This is a genomic window from Solicola gregarius (assembly GCF_025790165.1).
Taxonomy (GTDB): Bacteria; Actinomycetota; Actinomycetes; order Propionibacteriales; family Nocardioidaceae; genus Solicola; species Solicola gregarius.
The window spans coordinates 646,224-664,316 of the sequence record NZ_CP094970.1; the positions used below are offsets into that span (position 1 = coordinate 646,224).

Annotated in this window: 14 protein-coding genes; 6 read left to right on the forward strand and 8 right to left on the reverse strand. The window is 70.2% G+C overall.

The genetic code is table 11. The features are described from left to right. Nucleotide 1 precedes the first annotated feature (1 nt). From L0C25_RS03280 to L0C25_RS03290, 3 genes are read right to left on the reverse strand one after another with little or no spacing between them, the layout of a single operon-like run. Nucleotides 2–3,343: an ATP-dependent DNA helicase gene (locus tag L0C25_RS03280; protein ID WP_271634952.1), complete on the reverse strand. Its 3,342-nt coding sequence runs from the start codon at nt 3,341–3,343 to the stop codon at nt 2–4. Further along, nucleotides 3,340–6,606 carry an ATP-dependent helicase gene (locus L0C25_RS03285; RefSeq protein ID WP_271634953.1) on the reverse strand — a complete coding sequence of 1,089 codons (3,267 nt, stop codon included), beginning with the start codon at nt 6,604–6,606 and terminating at the stop codon, nt 3,340–3,342. Before L0C25_RS03285 ends, L0C25_RS03280 begins: the two co-directional genes overlap by 4 nt. Before the next feature lie 41 nt (nt 6,607–6,647). Continuing rightward, nucleotides 6,648–7,529: a hypothetical protein gene (locus L0C25_RS03290; RefSeq protein WP_271634954.1), complete on the reverse strand. Its 882-nt coding sequence runs from the start codon at nt 7,527–7,529 to the stop codon at nt 6,648–6,650. 148 nt (nt 7,530–7,677) lie between these two features. Here L0C25_RS03290 and L0C25_RS03295 point away from each other — a divergent pair, with 148 nt between their 5' ends. From L0C25_RS03295 to L0C25_RS03305, 3 genes are all read left to right on the forward strand, one after another. Further along, complete coding sequence (locus L0C25_RS03295) at nt 7,678–8,865, forward strand: CaiB/BaiF CoA transferase family protein (RefSeq protein WP_271634955.1); 1,188 nt, start codon at nt 7,678–7,680, stop codon at nt 8,863–8,865. Further along, the gene (locus L0C25_RS03300; protein WP_271634956.1) at nt 8,847–10,343 is read left to right on the forward strand and encodes a carboxyl transferase domain-containing protein; all 1,497 of its coding nucleotides are present in this window, start codon (nt 8,847–8,849) and stop codon (nt 10,341–10,343) included. The genes L0C25_RS03295 and L0C25_RS03300 overlap by 19 nt, the downstream gene beginning before the upstream one ends. A gap of 179 nt (nt 10,344–10,522) precedes the next feature. Continuing rightward, nucleotides 10,523–10,825, forward strand: a complete 303-nt coding sequence (locus L0C25_RS03305; RefSeq protein ID WP_271634957.1) for a hypothetical protein — start codon at nt 10,523–10,525, stop codon at nt 10,823–10,825. Nucleotides 10,826–11,039: 214 nt separating this feature from the next. Here the strand turns inward: L0C25_RS03305 and bar are convergent, their stop codons facing one another. The 3 genes from bar to L0C25_RS03320 all read right to left on the reverse strand — a co-directional run bounded on the left by bar (nt 11,040) and on the right by L0C25_RS03320 (nt 13,993). Next, nucleotides 11,040–12,146: a barbiturase gene (gene bar, locus L0C25_RS03310; RefSeq protein WP_271634958.1), complete on the reverse strand. Its 1,107-nt coding sequence runs from the start codon at nt 12,144–12,146 to the stop codon at nt 11,040–11,042. A 29-nt stretch (nt 12,147–12,175) separates the two neighbouring features. After that, nucleotides 12,176–13,117 carry a carbamate kinase gene (locus L0C25_RS03315; RefSeq protein ID WP_271634959.1) on the reverse strand — a complete coding sequence of 314 codons (942 nt, stop codon included), beginning with the start codon at nt 13,115–13,117 and terminating at the stop codon, nt 12,176–12,178. A gap of 240 nt (nt 13,118–13,357) precedes the next feature. Beyond that, complete coding sequence (locus L0C25_RS03320; RefSeq protein WP_271634961.1) at nt 13,358–13,993, reverse strand: TetR/AcrR family transcriptional regulator; 636 nt, start codon at nt 13,991–13,993, stop codon at nt 13,358–13,360. A gap of 94 nt (nt 13,994–14,087) precedes the next feature. On the opposite strand from L0C25_RS03320, the gene L0C25_RS03325 reads away from it, so the two are divergent. Then, entirely contained in the window at nt 14,088–15,095 is a 1,008-nt protein-coding gene (locus L0C25_RS03325) for an ABC transporter permease (RefSeq protein ID WP_271634962.1), read from the forward strand. 22 nt (nt 15,096–15,117) lie between these two features. Beyond that, entirely contained in the window at nt 15,118–15,891 is a 774-nt protein-coding gene (locus L0C25_RS03330; RefSeq protein WP_271634963.1) for a 2-keto-4-pentenoate hydratase, read from the forward strand. On the opposite strand, the gene L0C25_RS03335 is transcribed toward L0C25_RS03330, so the two are convergent. Both L0C25_RS03335 and L0C25_RS03340 read right to left on the reverse strand, forming a co-directional pair. Next, entirely contained in the window at nt 15,886–16,374 is a 489-nt protein-coding gene (locus L0C25_RS03335) for a GNAT family N-acetyltransferase (protein ID WP_271636786.1), read from the reverse strand. The genes L0C25_RS03330 and L0C25_RS03335 overlap by 6 nt on opposite strands. A 15-nt stretch (nt 16,375–16,389) precedes the next feature. After that, nucleotides 16,390–17,220 carry a GNAT family N-acetyltransferase gene (locus L0C25_RS03340; RefSeq protein ID WP_271634964.1) on the reverse strand — a complete coding sequence of 277 codons (831 nt, stop codon included), beginning with the start codon at nt 17,218–17,220 and terminating at the stop codon, nt 16,390–16,392. Nucleotides 17,221–17,519: 299 nt separating this feature from the next. Between L0C25_RS03340 and L0C25_RS03345 the strand changes: the two genes are divergently transcribed. Continuing rightward, the gene (locus L0C25_RS03345) at nt 17,520–18,017 is read left to right on the forward strand and encodes a DUF732 domain-containing protein (protein WP_271634965.1); all 498 of its coding nucleotides are present in this window, start codon (nt 17,520–17,522) and stop codon (nt 18,015–18,017) included. Nucleotides 18,018–18,093: the final 76 nt, after the last annotated feature.

Here is an 18,093-nt window from a genome sequence, read left to right on the forward strand (position 1 = left end):
GTCACCCGAACAGCCGCTCCAGCTCGACACGGCCACGCGGCTCCTCGAGGGTGACGACCTTGCCGAGGCGTACGTAGTAGAACGTCGCCGAGACGTCGGTCTCGGGAACGCCGTGCATCTCGGCCCACGCGACGCGGTACAGCTCGACCTGCAGCGGGTCGGCGGTGGCGGCCCGGCTCGTCTTCCAGTCGACGACCTCGTAACGGTCGCCGTCGCGGTACACGGCGTCGATGCGGCCACGCAGCAGCTGTGCGCCGATCCGCAGCGAGAACGGGGCTTCGACGGCGTACGGCACTCGAGTCGCGTACGGGCCGTCGTCGAACTGTTCGATCAGCTCGACGAGCTCCTCGGCGTCGTCGATCTCGGCGTCGGCCCGGCCAGGTAGGTCCATCGGGTCGAGCAGCGCCTGCTGACCGAGCCGTGACTCGACCCAGGCATGGAACCTGGTGCCGAACCGGGCGGCTGCCGACGGCTTGCGCGGCATCGGCCGGGCGAGGTCACGCGCCAGGCCCTCCGGGTCGTCGGTGAGGCGTTGCGCGGCGGTCACCGACAGGCTGCTCGGCAGCGGCACCTCGATGACGTCCCGTCGCCGCAGTCGCGCTTCCTCGAGCAACACGTCGATGTCGGCGTCGAGCGCCCGCAGGTCTGCAAGCTGGCGCCGGGCGTCGGGGTCCGCCGACTCCACCGGGATGGGCAGCTGCGGCGTACGCATCGCTTCGCGTACGTCGTCGGCCACCTGGCGTCGGCGCTGCACGACATCGGCCGGCATCGCGGCCGGCCACGCGATCGACGACCTAGCGGCGATCAGCGGGTTGCGGACCTCCTCCTCGCCGACGCGCGGGTCGGGCGCCCACCGGGCGGGCTCAGCGCCACGCGACTTCAGCCACGTGCGTACGTGCTCGAGGTACGCCGACGGCCCGCGTGGCTCGAGCTGGGTACGCCCCCACCAGTGGCCGCTGACCACCAACGAGTGCTTGGCACGGGTGAACGCGACGTACCCGAGGCGACGCTCCTCGACGAGCGCCTGCTCGCGTCGCTGCCGGTTGTACTCGTCGACGCCCTTCGTGGACCACTCCTCGACGACCGGCTGGCTCGCGGCGTCTCCGCGCAGCTCGGCGGGCAGCTCCCGCGCCGTGAACGGCCATGCGTCACGCGACTTGCCCTGCGGGAACACCTTGTCGCTCAGGAACGGCACCAGGACGGTGTGCCACTCGAGCCCCTTGGCCTTGTGTGCGGTGAGCAGCTTGACCGAGTCGCTGTCGCTGGGCGCGGCGACATCGAGCCCGCCGTTGTACTCGGCCTCCGCACGCAGGTACGCGAGCGCGCCGGTCAGCGACGCGCTCGGCTCGTTGCCGGCGAAGTCGGCGATCGCCTCGATCAGCATGGCGATGTTGTCGCGGCTCTGCTGGCCACGCGCACCCGGCTGCACCGCGAGCTCGATGTCGAGGTCGAGCGCGGTGATCGTCCGGCGGACCACGTCGACGAGCGGCTCGGCGGCGTGCGCACGAAGCTGTCGAAGCAGACGTGAGATGTCGGCGAAGCGCTCGCGCGCCTCCGGCGAGTACGCCAGGTCGCCCGGATCGTCGAGGGCGTCGGCGAGCGACAACACGTCGGCGGGGTCGACGCCTTCGGTGGCTCGGTCGAGCGCCGTCTGCAGGTCGTCGTCGCCGACCGGAGGCGCCCCCGCGACCAGCTGACGCGCCCGGGTGCCGAGCAGTGCGAGGTCGCGCGGGCCGATGCGCCAACGCGCCCCCGTGAGCAGTCGCAGCAGCGAGGCGTTCGCGGTCTGCGAGTCGACGACGTCGAGGACCGCGAGTACGTCGGCGACCTCCGGCTGCTCGAGCAGGCCATCCATGCCGACGACCTCGACCGGGATCTCGGCCGACTGAAGTGCGACGGTGAGCGCGCCGATCTCCTCGCGCGTGCGCACCAGGATCGCGATATCGGACCAGCGCGGCGCATCCCGCTCCTTGGCGGCCTGCACCTGGCGTACGACCCAGTCGATCTCGTCGACGACGGTGTCGAGGCAGGCGGCGACGATGCCGCCCTCGGGTGCGTCGTCGCGCGGCTCGAGCGGCCGGACCGTATCGGTCTCGGCGTACAGCGGCGCGGCCAGCGAGTTCGCAACGTCGAGGACCGTCGTGCTGCAGCGGCGGTTGACGGTGAGGTTGAGGACCGACCCGCGCTCACCGTCTTCAGCGGGGAAATGGTCGAGGAACCCCACCAGGTTGTCGGCCGACGCACCCCGCCATCCGTAGATGGCTTGGCACGGGTCACCGACGGCGGTCACCGGGTGGCCGCGCCCCGCTTGCGGTGTTGCGCCCGAGAACAGCCCCTGCAGCATCATCCGCTGCGCGACAGAGGTGTCTTGGTACTCGTCGAGGAGTACGACGGCGAACCGGCTCCGCTGGTCGCGCGACACCTCCGGCGACTCGGTCGCGAGGATCGCGCCCCGCGCCATCTGGTCGGAGAAGTCCATCACCGCATCCCGTGACTTGACCTCGCGGTACTCGGCGATCACAGCCGCCAGCTCGGCACGCTTGTCGGTCGTGTCCCTCGCCCGCGTGATCGCCTTGAGCGGACGCTTACGCGACGCGTTCTCGACGTCGAGCTCTCGAGCGAACCCCGCATCCGACGAGAGCAAGGACTCGATCGGCACGAGGTGGTCGTTGAGCTGCCCGTCGAGGTGGATGAGGTCGTTGACCGTCGTCGGCAGATGCGTCGTGAGGTTCGCGATCGCGCCACGGTGCGACTGCAGCGCCTGCGCGGCACGCTGGAAACGCGAAGCGTCGGAGGCGATGCGCAGGTCGGGTTCGAACCCCATCCGCAGACCATGCTCGCTGAGCAACGCACCGGCGTACGCGTGGTACGTCGAGACGGTCGGCTCGCCCAGCTCGTCGAGGAAGCCCCGGATGCCGGCATCGTCGGCAAGCAGGCCGAGCGCGGCGCGGATGCGTACGGCGAGCTCGGCGGCGGCCTTGTTGGTGAACGTCAGGCCCAGCACGTCGCCCGGCTCGACGATGCCGCGGCCGACCAGCCACACCACCCGCGCAGCCATGACGGCGGTCTTGCCCGAGCCGGCACCGGCGATGATCGCGGCCGGCCGGTCGAGCGGCGCCGTGACCGCCGCGAGCTGCTGGTCGCTGAACGGAATGCCCAGGACGTCACTCAAGTGGGCTTCATCGCGCAGGATCACGCGCCCCGGTGTCGCTCTCTCCTCGCCGCTCATTGCCCCCTGGTCGCGCGCGTCGAGCCGCTCGTCCCTCGCTCTCTCCTTGCCGCTCATTGCCCCCTGGTCGCGCGCGTCGAGCCGCTCGTCCCTCGCTCTCTCCTTGCCGCTCATTCGTCCCTCCACGGTTGAGGATCCGACACCGACGCCTGAGCGAGGATCGTGCGACCATCCGGCTGCGCCGGGCACGACGAGCGGAACTGACAGAACCGGCAGGTCGTCCCCGGCGTCGCGGGGAACGTCTCGCCGCGCACGCGGGCGACCGCATCGGAGAGCTGCGCGCGCGCGACGAACGCCGGAGAGTCGTCGGGAGCCGCCTGTGGCTGGACCTTCGGCGAGTCCGGCTCCTTCGACCCCGCCGGTACGCGCAGCTGCACGAGCTCGGCGCCACCCGCCTCCACCGGGCCGTCGATGACCTCGTCGACGGCACCGTGTTGGACCGCGATCTGGTAGACGCCCAGCTGCGGATGCTCCGCGACCGCCTTCGGTTGGACGGGGTTCTTGCCGGTCTTCAGGTCGACGACATGAACGCGACCGCCGTCGTCGACCTCGACCCGATCCATCGATCCGCGCAGCCGCACCGAGTCGCCGCCGATCGGCACCTCCACCTCGAACCGGTGCTCGGCCGCAACCGCCGTCCGGCCACGTGCCGCCAGGTGCCAGTTGACGAACCGCTCGATGGCCCGCCGCGCCTGCGCGCGCTCGAGACTCGACACCCACGGCGCCATGTAGTCGAGCCGTTGCCAAACCTCGTCGAGGTGCGCGTCGAGCACGTCGGGGTCGGCCTCGAGATCGCCGGTCGCCACCTCTGCGGCGAGCGCGTGGACGAGGGTGCCGAAGCCCTGCGCAGTCGTGCCGGGCGTGTCCCCGCGTGCCTCATGACTCAGGAACCATCGCAGCGGGCACGTCACGAGCCCGTCGAGACTGCTGCCCGACATGTCGACGGGCCGGTCGGGCGGACGTACGGGCACCTCGCTGCGGGTCTCGTCGCGCACGCCCCACCAGCGGTCGGGATCGGCGCTCGGCAGCGCCACATCGCCATCGGCAGGTGCGGCGAGCCGCGCCAGCCGGGCAACGGCCTCGGTACGTACGTCCTCGTGCGTCGTCGTCTCGGCGACGCGACGCAGCTCGCCGACCACGCCGCGAAGGGACAGCGGACGCCGCGGCCTGCCCCGCGACTCGGGACGCCCCGGCCCCGCGATCTCGGTGTGCAGCTCGGTGAAGAACCGCGACGGTTGGTCGCCGTCGTCGAGCGGGCTCTGCACCGCCGTGACGACGAGCCGCTCCATGGCGCGCGTGACCGCGACGTAGAAGAGCCGGCGTTCCTCGGCGAGCCGCTGCGCGAGCGACGGCGGCTCCTGTACGCCGTCGGGCGCGAGCCGGTCTGTCTGCAGCAGCGAGCCCCGGTAGCGGACGTCGGGCCAGACGCCCTCCTGGACGCCGGCGACGACCACGATCCGCCACTCGAGACCCTTGGACCGATGGGCGGTCAGCAGGCGTACCGCCGAACCACGTACGCCGAGCTCGCCGAGAGGCTCGGCGGGGATCTGCTGGTCCTCGAGCTCGGCCAGGAACTGCGTGACGCCCCGCCGCTGATAGCGCTCCTCCGCGCGCGAGGCCGCCTCGAAGAGCGCACACACGGCGTCGAGGTCGCGATGGGCGTTGGCGGCCCGGTCGCCGCCCCCCTCCGCATCGGCCCGCAGCCGGTCACCCCACCCGGACGCATCCCACAACATCCACAGCAAGGCCTCCGGAGACGCGTAGGAGCTGCGAGCGTCGGTCGCCCGCGCGATGAGCCGGCCGAGCCGGTACGCACGGTCGGCACCGTCGGCGCCCAGCTGACCGAACACCGCCGGCCGGGTCAGTGCTTCGGCCAGCAACTCTCGCGACGGCCGAGGCCGACGGACCTCGCCCGACTCGTCGGGCTCGGAATCGAGGCGGCGCAGCTCGCGCGAGACCCGTCGCAGCTGGCCGGCGTCGAGTCCGCCGAGCGGGCCCGCCAGCAGCGTGGCCACATCATCGGGATCGGGATCGACGTCGCGGGCCAGGTCGTCGATGATGCGCAGGCCGAGCAGCAGCGGCTGTACGGCGGGCTCGGTGCGTAACGGCACCTCGTCGCCGGCGACCTCGGTCGGCACTCCCGCCGCGTTGAGCGCGCGCTGCAGCCGCGGGATCGCCGCGCCCGTGCGTACGAGGACGGCCATCTCGGACCAGTCGACCCCGGAGTCGAGGTGCGCGCGGCGCAGCAGTAACGCGATGCGCTCCGCCTCGGCGGTCGTCGACGCGAAGGCGTACGCCTCGACGCTGCCATCGCCATATGCCGGGTCGACGGGTTGCGGCGCGCGGAAGGCACGGAACGCCTCGGCGTCGATCGCACCGAACGAGCCAAGCCGGTCGATGACGGCTCGGGAGACGTCGACGATGCGCCGGCCGAACCGCCTCGTCGACGTCAATGCGAGCGTCGGGGCCGGGTCACCGTCACGAGTGCGGAACTCGTCGGGAAACCGGAAGATGGCGCGTACGTCGGAACCGCGGAAGCCGTAGATCGACTGGTCGGGATCGCCGACGGCGATGATGTCGCGGCCATCACCCGCGAGCGCCTTCAGCAGCGCCACCTGCGCAGGGTCGGTGTCTTGGTACTCGTCGACCACCACGAGCGGGAACTCCGCGCGCAGCTCGTCCCGGTGCTGGGGGTCGTGCGCGATGATCAGTGCGCGGTGCACCAGCTCGGCGTAGTCGACGAGGTTCTGCGCGTCGAACACGTCGAGATACTCGCCGAAGAAGTCGGCCGCCGAACGCCAGTCGGCACGGTCATGGCGAAGTCCGGTCTCGGCGATGTCGACCGGGTCGAGCCCGAGCGAACGCGCCTGCGCCATGAACCCCTGTAGCTCGGAGGCGAAGCCGCGCGTACGCAGGGCGGGCCGCAACGACTCGGGCCACAGGATGCGGCCGTCGGCGCGGGCACCCTCGACCAGCTCGCGGATGCGGACGTCCTGCTCGGGCGCGGAGAGCAGCCGCAGCGGGTCGAGGAACGCCTCGGGGTCCTGGTATCGCCTGATGAGCGCGTAGCAGAACGAGTGGAAGGTCGCGGCATAAGGCGCGGTCGCCTGCTGGCGGAGTCGTCCGGCGATCCGCGTACGAAGGTCGTCGGCCGCCTTGCGACCGAACGTGAGCACGAGCGCCTGGTCGGGACGCAGGCCACGCCGCTCGATGCGGTCGACGACCGCCTCGATCAGGGTGGTCGTCTTGCCCGTGCCTGGGCCGGCGAGTACGAGCAGCGGACCGCCGGGGTGCTCGGCCACTGCCCGCTGACCGGCGTCGAGCACCGGCGGCTCGGTGGCGCTGCGCGGGCGCTGCAGCACGTACTGGACAGGCATGTGCTCATAACAGCAGATAGCGGTGACATCGCGGCACTGCCCTACAGCGGAGAGAACGACTCCTCGCCCGGAACGAGCCGCAGACCGTCGATGCCCGAGTGCGCCCTGGCGTAGTCGAGCTCCTTGGCGAGGTAGCCGATGCCGTTCGATGCCGGCAGCGGCGCGAGCGCGAGCGTCGAGAGCACGCCCTGCGCGTTGCCGTCGGCATCGAGGAAGCCGCTACCGGAGTCGCCCGGGATGCCCGGCGTGACGGTGTAGCCCGACTGGCTCCAGCCGTTGCCGTCGGCGCCGAGGCTGAAGCCGATCTTGGGACGAAGCAACTCGATGCCGCCGCGGAGGGAGGAGTTGCCGATGCTGTAGATCGCCGAACCCGTCGTCGGCGTCGTGCGGCTGAGCGCGTTCGGGCCGCCGAAGAACGGCACGGTCGGGTTCACCTTGCCGACCGAGCCCGCGTCCACCTTGACCAGCGCCAGATCGTTGTACGCACATACGTCCGCGTTCTTCTCGCCGGCGACCTGCATCGCCTTCCAGGACGAGTACGCGAGCTCGCCCGTTCCGACGAGGTCGCCGTCGCCGAGCAGGCTGCCGTGCTCACGGAACGACACGGGCGTACCGACCGGCATCGACTTGGTGTCACAACCGTCGGTGTCGGTTGCCTCGCCCGTGCCCGCACAGTGCGCGGCGTACCCGACGTAGACGGATCCGGCCGCGTCGGTGAAGACGAAGTTGCCGGTGCATTGGCCGCCCTTGGTGTACATCTGCACGCCGGGCGTGATCTTCGCGGTCGACCGCGGCGCCCAGTCCGGCGCGGCCGCCGCCCCCGGAGCGAGGCCACCGGCACCGAGCGCGACGGCGGCGGCAGCCGCCACGCACCGGGCGCCGACTCGTACCCTTCGTTGACTCCCGAGCAGACCGATACGCATCGAGCGCTCCCTCAGCCGAGTAGTGGGACCAGACCGCGGGCGATGTTACTCGCTAGTAGTCGGTTTGTGAATCCCTCGCGCGCCCAGGGTCGCGCGTTGGCAAGAGGTGCTATAGGAGCCGCCGCCGGTCGATCGTTAGCCTTCCACCATGGAGACACCTGGCGCGAAACACTCCCCCGGCCCGCTCGACGGCGTGATCGTCCTCGACCTGACGCGCGCGCTCGCGGGGCCGCACGCTGGCATGATGCTCGGCGACATGGGCGCCCGGGTGATCAAGGTCGAGAGCCCGACCGGCGACGACAGCCGCGGCTGGGGCCCGCCGTTCATCGGCGACGACGACGAACGCGAGTCGACCTACTTCATGTCGGCCAACCGCAACAAGGAGTCGGTCACCCTCAATCTCAAGGACGACGGCGACAAGGACGTACTCGCGCGGCTCGTCCGACGCGCCGACGTGCTCCTCGAGAACTTCCGGGTCGGCGTGCTCGACCGGCTCGGTTTCGGCGTCGAGCGGCTGCACGAGCTCAACCCGCGACTCGTGATCATGTCGATCACCGGTTTCGGCCACGACGGTCCCGAGGCGGCGCGGGCGGGATACGACCAGATCGCGCAGGGTGAGGCCGGGCTGATGAGCATCACCGGCACCGACCCGGAGGAGCCGACCAAGGTCGGCGTACCGATCTCCGACCTGCTCGCCGGGATGAACGGCGCGTACGGCGTCGTCTCCGCGCTGTACGAGCGCGAGCGCACCGGCAGGGGGCGCGTGGTGCGTACGTCGCTGATCGCGGGCGTCATCGGCGTACACGCCTACCAAGGCACCCGGTGGACAGTCGGGCACGAGGTGCCCGAGATGTCCGGCCCGCACCACCCGTCGATCGCGCCGTACGGGCTCTTCCACACGGCAACAGCACCCGTGCAGCTGACCTGCGGGTCCGAGTCGCTGTGGCGGTCGTTCGCCGACGCGATCGGCCTCGACAAGGACGAGCCGCGCTTCGCGACCAACCGCGACCGCGTGCAGCATCGGCTCGAGCTGATCGCCGAGATCGAGAAGATCTTCGCCGACCAGCCGGCCGAGCACTGGCTCGACCTGTTGACCGAGACCGGTATCCCGTCGGGCAAGGTGCGTACGTTCGACGAGGTCTATGCGTGGGACCAGCTGCTTTCGCAGGGTCTGCTCATCGACGTCGAGCATGCGACGCAGGGCACGCTGCAGCTCCCGGGCCCCGTGCTCCGCCTCGACGACAACCCCTACTCCGGTGGCCGCGAGCAGCACGCCGCGCCGCCGACCCTGGGCCAGCACAACGAGTCGGTACGCGCGTGGCTGGACGGGTCTTGAGCGGCAATCGGATCTCCGCGCGGGGGCTGATCGACAGCGTCGTCGACCCGGGCTCGTACGTCTCGTGGGACACCCCGCCCGACCGCTCGGGCGTCGACGAGCAGTACGCCGAACAGCTCCGCGCGGCGGAGGAGAAGTCCGGGGTCGACGAGTCGGTGATCACCGGCGAGGGCCTGATCAAGGGTCGCCGGGTCGCACTGGCCGCCTGTGAGTTCCGGTTCCTGGCCGGGTCGATCGGCATCGCGGCGTCGCGACGGTTGATCCGGGCCATCGAGCGCGCGACCGCCGAGGGCATCCCGCTGCTCGCGTCGCCGACGTCCGGCGGCACCCGGATGCAGGAGGGCACGGTCGCCTTCGTGGAGATGGCCAAGATCTCGGCGGCGATCGCCCGGCACAAGGCAAAGGGACTCGCGTACCTCGTGTACCTGCGCAACCCGACGACCGGCGGCGTGATGGCCTCGTGGGGCTCCCTGGGTCACGTGACGGTCGCCGAGCCCGGCGCGCTCGTCGGCTTCCTCGGGCCACGCGTGTACGAAGCGCTGTACGACAAGCAGTTCCCCGAGGATGTCCAGACGTCGGAGAACCTCTTCGCACACGGGCTCATCGACGGCGTCCTCCCGCCCGAGGACATTCCGGAGATCGTCGACCGCGCGCTCGCCGTCATCACGGCCGAACCCCCGGAACCGGTCCCCGATCCCGCGACCGAGGCCGTCCCCGAGGTCGACGCATGGGACTCGATCCAACGCTCGCGCCGTACCGAACGCCCGGGCGTACGCCGGTTCCTGCGCTACGCGGCGACCGACGTGATCCCGCTCAACGGCACCGGTCAGGGCGAGTCGGATCCCGGCATGCTGCTCGCCCTCGCGCGGTTCGAGGGCGCGCCGTGCGTCCTGCTCGGGCAGGTGCAGCAACCCGGCAACCGCGAGCTGACCGCGATGGGGCCCGGCGGCCTGCGCGCGGCACGCCGCGGCATGCGCCTTGCCCGCCAGCTCCGGCTCCCCCTGGTGACCGTGATCGATACACCCGGGGCGGCGCTGTCGCCCGAAGCGGAGGAGGGTGGGCTCGCGGGTGAGATCGCCCGCTGTCTCGCCGACCTGGTCACGCTGGCGGCGCCGTCGGTGAGCGTCCTGCTCGGCCAGGGATGCGGCGGCGGAGCGCTCGCGTTGCTGCCCGCGAACCGCATCATCGCCGCCCAACACGCCTGGCTGTCACCACTGCCGCCGGAGGGCGCTTCGGCGATCGTGTACCGCACTGCGGAACGCGCACCTGACATGGCACGCGATCAAGGCGTACGATCAGCGGACCTGCTCCGCGAGGGAATCGTGGACCGGATCGTTGCCGAACACCCCGACGCGGCGGACGAACCGGAGGATTTCTGCCGGCGACTCGGCAGGGTTCTTCGGTACGAGCTGGCCGAGTTGACGGCGAAGAGCACGCACACCTTGCTGGCTCAGCGCCTGCAGCGCTACAACGGGTAGGCGGCGCGGCCCGCGACGCGACGGAGAGGGAATGCCCGGTGGGGTTGCGCACACCGGGCGGACCCTGATATCACCGTCTCGCGCGAGCTACGAGGAGTGGACCCGACAAAGTGACGCACCGTCTGCACACTGAGAGCCATGACGGCGGCGGAGTCGCAGCAGCCCTCCGTGGGACTGCCGTGCTGACCGCATCGGTAGCGGCGACCCTTCCCGCCACCGTCGCCGGACGCCAGGTGGCGCGCGAGCTCAAGCCCGTCGACGCCGAGCCGGCACTCTCGCCGAGAGAGATGTTCACCAGCGACCTGCTCACCCGCGCGGCCGTCGTACCCGCGGCGTTCGGGATGATGTCGCGCCGGAGCGTCAAGGGCGCGATGATCGGCCTCGGTGTCGCCACTGCCGCCACGGTCGCGGAGCACGGCTGGCTCGCGTTGTTCGGCGACCCGTACGCCCGCGAGGAGCGCCGGCGCCTGACGCGTACCTGACGCGAGCGGGTCGGGCCGCAAGCCTGGCTGCCGCTCGCAAGCGCGCGCACGCTCCTCACGTTTCGGGCCGTTACGGCTCCACGGCGACTCCTCGCGGATCGCCGCTACGCCGTAACAGCCCGAAACCTATGCGCCGCTGTGGCTTCCGTCCGCTCCTGCAACAGGTTTCACCACTGCGCCGGCGGAGGCTTGTGGTTGACGCTCGCGGGACGCCTCAGCTGGCGTCGACGATGGCCGCGACCGGGCCGCCGCCCTCGGGCCCCTGGTGTGCCGCGGACACCGACACGAACACCGCCGGGTCGCCGGTGACCGCGGCCGTCACGCCGCCGACGCACGACTTGATCTGACGGTGCCAGTGCACGTCCGAGTCGTCGAGCATGGCGTTGCGGCGCCCGCGTACGGTGCCGTCCTGGCTCGCCTCGCACTTGAGGAACACATTGACCAGACGGTCGTCCAGGTCGCTCGAGTGCGGACGCTCGGGCAGGTCGAGGCCGGCGTCCTTGATGGCGTTCCAGATCCCGTCCGCGTCGAGCGCGTCGTTCATGACCGAGTGGCCGATGCGGTACTTGCCGCCGACTCCGCGCGCGTTGCCGACCACGACGACCTGCGCCTGGTCGAGCTCGACGCCCGACGAGCATGACGCGACCGCGGAGTACAGCTCACGGTTGTGCATGACATCGCCATCGGTCGGCATCTCGATCTCGCCGAGGGCGACTGCGATACCGAGCGCGGTCGTACCGTTCGACAGGTCCATCGACTCGTGCGTGTGCTCGGTCCACACCGTCTTGCCGCGGCTCTTCGCGTCGCGGATGGTGTGGATCGTCAGCAGCGGTGTCTTCGTCTGTACGTAGTGGACGTCGGCGACGTCGGTGATGCCGGCCTGCTTCATCGCCTCGGTGACGGCGGCCGCAACCTTCTCGACCATCGCGGTACGACCGATGTCCTCGGGCAGCAGCGTGTCGCTCATGGCGAAGCCGACCGTCAGCCGCGGCTCGTCGGTCTCGACCGTCTCGGCCTCGGGCAGGGTCGCGAAGACGGTGGCATGCGGGCTGATCACGCCGTCGGTGCCGCCCGACCAGACGATCGGGATCTGCTTGACGTCGGCCGCCGGCCGGGTGCCCTTCTCCTCTATCACCTCACGGAACGCGCGGTCGGCGATGATCCGGGTGTAGTCGTTGACACCGCCATTGCCCTCGGTCTTGCCGATCACGGCGATGATGCGGTCGGCCTCCATGACCCCGTCGTCGATCAGCTTCGCGAGCTCGCTGGCATCGGCGACCGAGTGGAGCGGGACCTTGCGTACTTCGATGGCAGGTGGCACTGGGCGTGTCCTTCCTCTTGGTGGTTGCTTCACGGCCGATCGGGTACGACGCGCGTACCCAGATGACCCTCGATCGCATGGCCGATCCTCGGCAGCGACGTGATGATGCCGGTGCCGTGGCCCTTCTCCGCGAACCTGGTCACCGCCTCGACCTTCGGGCCCATCGAGCCCGACGCGAACTCCTGGTCCTTCGCGATCGCACGCATCTCGCTCGCGGTGACCTCTTCGATCGGCTTGGCGTGGGGCGTACCCCAGTCGGTGACGGCCGAGTCGACGTCGGTCGCGATGACGAGCAGGTCGGCGTCGACGTGCCGTGCGATCAGCGACGCCGTGAGGTCCTTGTCGATGACCGCCTCGATGCCGCTGAGGGTTCCGTCGGCCGCGCGTACGGTCGGGATGCCGCCGCCGCCGGAGCACACCACGACGTACCCGGCGGAGATCAGCGCCTCGGCCGCGGGCCCGTCGAGGCACTCGAGCGGCTCGGGCGAGGCAACCACGCGCCGCCAACCGCGACCCGGGATCTCCACATAGTGCTGACCGTGCTCGATCATCACCCGGGCCTCGTCCTCGGGGAGATAGCGCCCGATCGGCTTCGTGGGCGAGCTGAACTTCGGGTCATCCGCGTCGACGCGAGTACGCGACACGATCGTCGCCGTACGACAGTCCAGCCCGCGCTCGGCGAACTCATGGTCGAGAGCATCGACGAGCAACATCCCGATCGTCGCCTGGGTCTGTGCGCCGCACCAGTCGAGCGGCACCGGGGGTACGACCGCCGCCGAGAGCTCGTTCTTCAGCAGCAGATTGCCCACCTGCGGACCGTTGCCGTGCGTCAGCAGGACGTCGTGTCCGGCGGCCACCAGGCCGGCGATCGGCTCGGCGGCCTCGGTGATCGCCGCGCGCTGGTCCTCGGGACGCGCACGACCATCCGACGACGTCATGGCGTTGCCGCCGAGGGCGATCACGATGCGCATGTCTGGACACTAGGCGAGCGCTGTGAGCCGGCGCACGGTCAACAAGGACCAACACCTACGAGGCGCTTGGGCAAGTTGTGCCAAACCCGCATGGAGAGCCGGACTCGGACCAGTAGTGGTGACGCGCACGGGGCGAGGCGGGCTGCAATGCGGCGGCGAGGCGCCAGACGGCGCTGACAGCGCTCGCGAGTGGCGCAAATTCTTTGCTCAAACGCCATGTTCATAACAGATTCGCGCCACTCAGCGAAGCTGACGTACTTGCGGAGTCAGTGACCCTTGCGCCCACCGAGGAGCGCTTCGACCGCGTCGGCGTACGCCTTTGCATCGACCTCGAAGTTGCAGGGTCCGCTGGAGCACGTAGCCCGCGGTGAGCGAGTACATCGCCGAGGCGAGCGCGTCAGGGTCCGCGTCGGCGGGCATGGTCCCTGCCTCGATCGCGCGACGACTGACCTCGGCGTAGTAGCCCTTGATGGTCGAGTACGCAGTACGAACGACCGCAGAGACCCGCTCGTTGCGCAGCGCCTCGCCCCATGCCTGGACCGCAAGGCGCCCGACCTCGACGGGCGCGCGCGATGCCACCTCGTTGATCGCCTCGACGCCGATGCGAACGGCCTCACCGGGCTCGGGCACCGAGCCGGAGGCAAGCAGCTCGGTGAAGCGGTCTGCCGTGCGGTTGAGGACTCGGTCGACGATCGCCTCGATCAACTCGTCCTTGCTCTTGAAATAGCGGTAGACGGCTCCCGCGGACAGCCCCGTCGCCGCGATGACGTCGGCCATCCCGGTCGCCTGGAACCCGTTGTCCGCGAAGCGGACCATCGCGGCATCGAGGATCTGCTCCCGGCGTGCGGCGCGATGCGCGTCGGAGACCTTGGGCATGTGGACGAATATAAAACGAATGATCGTTCTTGACAAATCGCCGGCGGCCTTCCACTCTTAAACGAACGATCATTCTCCTTGGAAGGAGGCGGCGATGACTTCCGCTGCCACGGGCCGTGGACGGCTCAAGCCCCGACTTCTCGCGCTGTTCGTGGCGCTACCGATCCTCGTCGCGCTGCCCGTGTGGGCATTCACCTGGGCCAGCGCGAGCCCGGAGCCGCACGGCCTGCCCGTAGGCGTCGTGGGCTCGCCCGGCGCCGTGCAGGCGATCGAGGACCAGGTGGCCGAGCATGACGGCGCCTTCGACCTCCGTACGTACGACAGCGCGGCGACAGCGACCGACGCGATCGAGAACCGCGACGTGTACGGCGCGATCGTGACCGAAGGCCCGGACCGGAAGCTGTTCACGGCCTCCGCGGCGAGTCCGGCGGTCGCGGAGGTCCTGACCACGACGTTTGCACCGCCCAGCGAGGGCCCGGCCCCTGTCGTCGACGTCGTGCCTGCGGACGCGGATGACCCGAGAGGCTCCGCTCTCGGGTCCCTCGTGCTGCCACTCGTGCTCGTCTCGGTGATCACCGCCGTCATCGTGTTGCTGATCGCCAGGCCAGGCTGGGAACAGATTGCGATGATCGCGGTCGCTGCGGTCGTCGGCGCGGGGGTCGCGGTCGCCATCGCCCAAGGCGGGTTCGGGATTCTCGGCGGAGACTGGACGACGAACTCCGTCGCACCCGCGCTCACGATCGCCGCGATCTCCGGCACGATCGTCGGGCTCGTCTCGGCGTTCGGGCGGTTCGGTTTCGTCGCGGTCGCTCCCCTGATGCTCTTCCTCGGAAACCCGTGGTCGGGTGCGACGTCCTCGCCCTACCTCCTGCCCGAGCCCGCGGGCGTCATCGGCCAGCTGCTGCCACCGGGTGCCGGCGCGACGGCGTTGCGCAACCTCGCCTTCTTCGACGGCGCGGGCGCGAGTACGCCATTACTCGTGTTGTCGGCGTGGATCGCGGTGGGAGTCGCCGGCATCTGTGTCGGCGTACTGCGCCGCAGCGACCCGGGACGCGAGCTCACGGACGCGACCCGACCGGTCATGGACGCGATGCAAGGCTGAGCGGGTACGTAAGACTGTTCGCATGACGACCCCGAGCACCCACGCTGCCGCCGACCTGCTCTGGAACGCCTGGCAGGCGGGCGAAACGCTGCCCGCTTTGCCGGCGGCCCTCCGCCCGACCGATGCGGCCGCCGCGATGGAGATCCAGCGCGCCGTGACCGCGACTATCGGGCCCACGATCGGTTGGAAGGTCGCGGCCACCTCCGCGGCGAGTCAGGCGTACCTCGGTGTGGACGGCCCGTTGCCGGGCGCGATGCACGCGCGGTTCCAGTACGCGCCGGGCGAGTCGATGTCGCTTGCGGGGCAGACGATGCGTGTCGCGGAGCCCGAGTTCGCGTTCCGGATGGGCCGCGCGATCGCGGGCGACGCATCGCGCCCCGAGATCCTCGACGCCGTCGAGTCGCTGCACGTCGCAGTCGAGGTTCCGGACACCCGGTATGCAGACCTCGGCGCGGTCGACGGGCTACAGATCCTCGCCGACGGATCCTGCACCGGGTCGTTCGTACTCGGGCCGCAGATCGACGACTGGCAAGGGCTCGACCTCTCGACCCAGGCCATGACGATCGACGTCAACGGCGCCCGATTCTCCGAGGGAAGCGGCGCGGCCGCGCTCGGCGACCCGCGGATCTCGCTTTGCTGGCTGGTCACCGAGCTGGCTCGGTTCGACCTCGCGTTGCGACCGGGTGACATCGTCACGACCGGCACCGCGGCACCGCCTGCACCCGTCACGCCTGGGGATGCGGTCACCGCGGAGGTCGCCGGGATCGCACAGTTGACGGTGCAGTTCACGTCATAGGTCGAGCACCAGAACGTGCTGCGGCCCGGCATCGCCGCCGAGGTAGAGCTCGCCCGTGTCCGTCCACCCGTGACGCAGGTAGACACTCCGGGCGAGCTCGTTGCGACAGTTGACGGTGAGCACCACGCGTACGACCCGTGGATGATGCGAGTGGATCAGGCCGGGCAGGGCGGCGAGAGCCGCGCCGGCGATGCCACGGCCCTGGAACCTCGCGTCGACGAAGAACGCACGCAACGTCAGCCCTGCCGCTGGATCGGCCTGGGACCGCCCGGAATCGAGCACGAAGAACCCGGCTGGCTCACCGTCGGCGGTCACGATGACGTACGGCGCGCGGCCGGGGTCTCTATCCGCCTGCGGCAGCGTCTCGGCCGCGACTCCGCTGAACTCGTCCTGTCGGGCCGCCGGGGCTAGCGCGAGGACCGCCGGACGTACGTCGGCGGTGACGGGACGGACCTCCACGCCCGCTCGGGTATCGGTGCTCATCACGGCCCGATTGAATCAGTCGGGTCCGACGAACCTGACCATGACCGAGTCGCCGCTCCGGCGATACCCGATGGCCTCGTAGATCGCGTTCGAGGTCGGGTTCGCGAGATCCGTGTAGAGCATGCACCGAGCTCCGCCGTCGAGAACCCGACGGCTCACCGCCGCGACGCAGGCGCTCGCGTACCCGTTGCCCCGATGCTCGCGCGGCGTGAACACACCGGAGACCCTGCTCACGCCGGCGAGCGAGCGCGACGCGTACGCGATCGAGACCGGGTGACCAGCGTGCTGCCAGATGCCGAGTCGACCGTCGGCGATCTCGTCGTCCAGCCGCGGTTGGCGGTCTTCGCCCATCGCCTCACGCATGAAGGCGGCCGACCATTCGTGCACGACCGCGCTGTCGTCGACGGTGGCGGTCCGGAAGCTCCCGCGCACGCCGCTCGGTGGGCGCAGTCCGGCGTCGAGTACGTACACGCCCTGCTCCATAGCGGTCGTCGCGCTGAGCCCGTGCGCCGGCGACCACACGTCCGCGAAGCCGCCGACTCCGCCGCGCGGTCCCGAAACCCAGTCGAGCGTACGACCTGCCTTGAGCATGGTCTCGGCGAACTGCTGACCGGCACCGTGGTCGTCCGTCGCGACGTACGGACCGCGCGGTGGGGTGTGCATTGCGACCGCGACCGGGCCAGCGCCGGCGTCGAGCCACAGCCAGCATGCATCGCGTACGTCGTGCTGGAGGCAGCGGTCGAGGTTGGTCGCGATGACGCTGTGGGTGATCGGGTCGGCATGGATGAGCGGGCGAGCAGTACGCTCGAACTCGTGCGGGTCGGAGGTCAGCTGGACCGTCGGCATGCGTTCACGATGCCAGGCGGACGACGTAGGCGGCATCCGAATTGATTGGCGCGCTTCACGAGCAGCCGATCTTGCGGTTGGCACTTGCCCCGGTTCCCGTTCCACCGATGCAGGTCCTCGGCGACGACGCAGGCATCCCCGTGCCGGCCGCTCTCGCCGCACCCGGCTTCCTGCAAGCGGCCGTCTCGTTTCCGGTGTCTCCCGTTGGACTCGGAGAAGGCCGAATCCCCTTGTTTTACTGGCGATTCGATCCCACCTAGCAATTGATGTGCGGATCGTGATCCTCTATACTAGATCACATGTTCGAGAGTGAGACGTACGCACGGATCCGCCAGAGTGCGGCCACCGCGGTGTCCCCGCGAACCGACACCGCCCTCGCCACGGGCGCACAGATCTGCGACGCGCTCCGCGCCGTCCAGCAGGCTCAAGACATCCTCGACGGCATCCAGGCCGACCTGATGACCCGCCTCGAAGACACCGCCGGCTACGACGACGAAGGAGCCTCCACCGTCGTCGGCTGGGCCACTCGCGAGCTCCGCCTCACCCGACCACAGGCCCGGCAACGGCTCAAGGCCGGACGCACCCTGCAGGCATTGTCCGACGCGTCCGATGCGCTCGCCGAGGGGCGGATCCGGCTCGACCACGTACACGAGCTCACCGGCGGCATTACCAAGCTCGGCTCCGCGCGCAGATCCTGGTCCTCGCCGATCTGGAAACCCTGCTCCGTAGCCCGGGCGCCGAACCCGCAACCCTGGCCGGATTCGGCAAGATCGGCACCGACCTCCTCGGCTACCTGACCTGCACGGGCGATCACATCGACCTGCTCCGTGACGGTCACACCACCGGGACGACCCCACAAGCCAACATCCTGAA

What these genes read in the sequence shown, in the direction of transcription:
- L0C25_RS03280 (WP_271634952.1), bottom strand. Translation starts at nt 3,343, where the DNA reads ATGAGCGGCAAGGAGAGAGCGAGGGACGAGCGGCTCGACGCGCGCGAC.
- L0C25_RS03285 (WP_271634953.1), bottom strand. Translation starts at nt 6,606, where the DNA reads ATGCCTGTCCAGTACGTGCTGCAGCGCCCGCGCAGCGCCACCGAGCCG.
- L0C25_RS03290 (WP_271634954.1), bottom strand. Translation starts at nt 7,529, where the DNA reads ATGCGTATCGGTCTGCTCGGGAGTCAACGAAGGGTACGAGTCGGCGCC.
- L0C25_RS03295 (WP_271634955.1), top strand. Translation starts at nt 7,678, where the DNA reads ATGGAGACACCTGGCGCGAAACACTCCCCCGGCCCGCTCGACGGCGTG.
- L0C25_RS03315 (WP_271634959.1), bottom strand. Translation starts at nt 13,117, where the DNA reads ATGCGCATCGTGATCGCCCTCGGCGGCAACGCCATGACGTCGTCGGAT.
- L0C25_RS03320 (WP_271634961.1), bottom strand. Translation starts at nt 13,993, where the DNA reads ATGCCCAAGGTCTCCGACGCGCATCGCGCCGCACGCCGGGAGCAGATC.
- L0C25_RS03325 (WP_271634962.1), top strand. Translation starts at nt 14,088, where the DNA reads ATGACTTCCGCTGCCACGGGCCGTGGACGGCTCAAGCCCCGACTTCTC.
- L0C25_RS03330 (WP_271634963.1), top strand. Translation starts at nt 15,118, where the DNA reads ATGACGACCCCGAGCACCCACGCTGCCGCCGACCTGCTCTGGAACGCC.
- L0C25_RS03335 (WP_271636786.1), bottom strand. Translation starts at nt 16,374, where the DNA reads ATGAGCACCGATACCCGAGCGGGCGTGGAGGTCCGTCCCGTCACCGCC.
- L0C25_RS03340 (WP_271634964.1), bottom strand. Translation starts at nt 17,220, where the DNA reads ATGCCGACGGTCCAGCTGACCTCCGACCCGCACGAGTTCGAGCGTACT.
- L0C25_RS03345 (WP_271634965.1), top strand. Translation starts at nt 17,520, where the DNA reads ATGTTCGAGAGTGAGACGTACGCACGGATCCGCCAGAGTGCGGCCACC.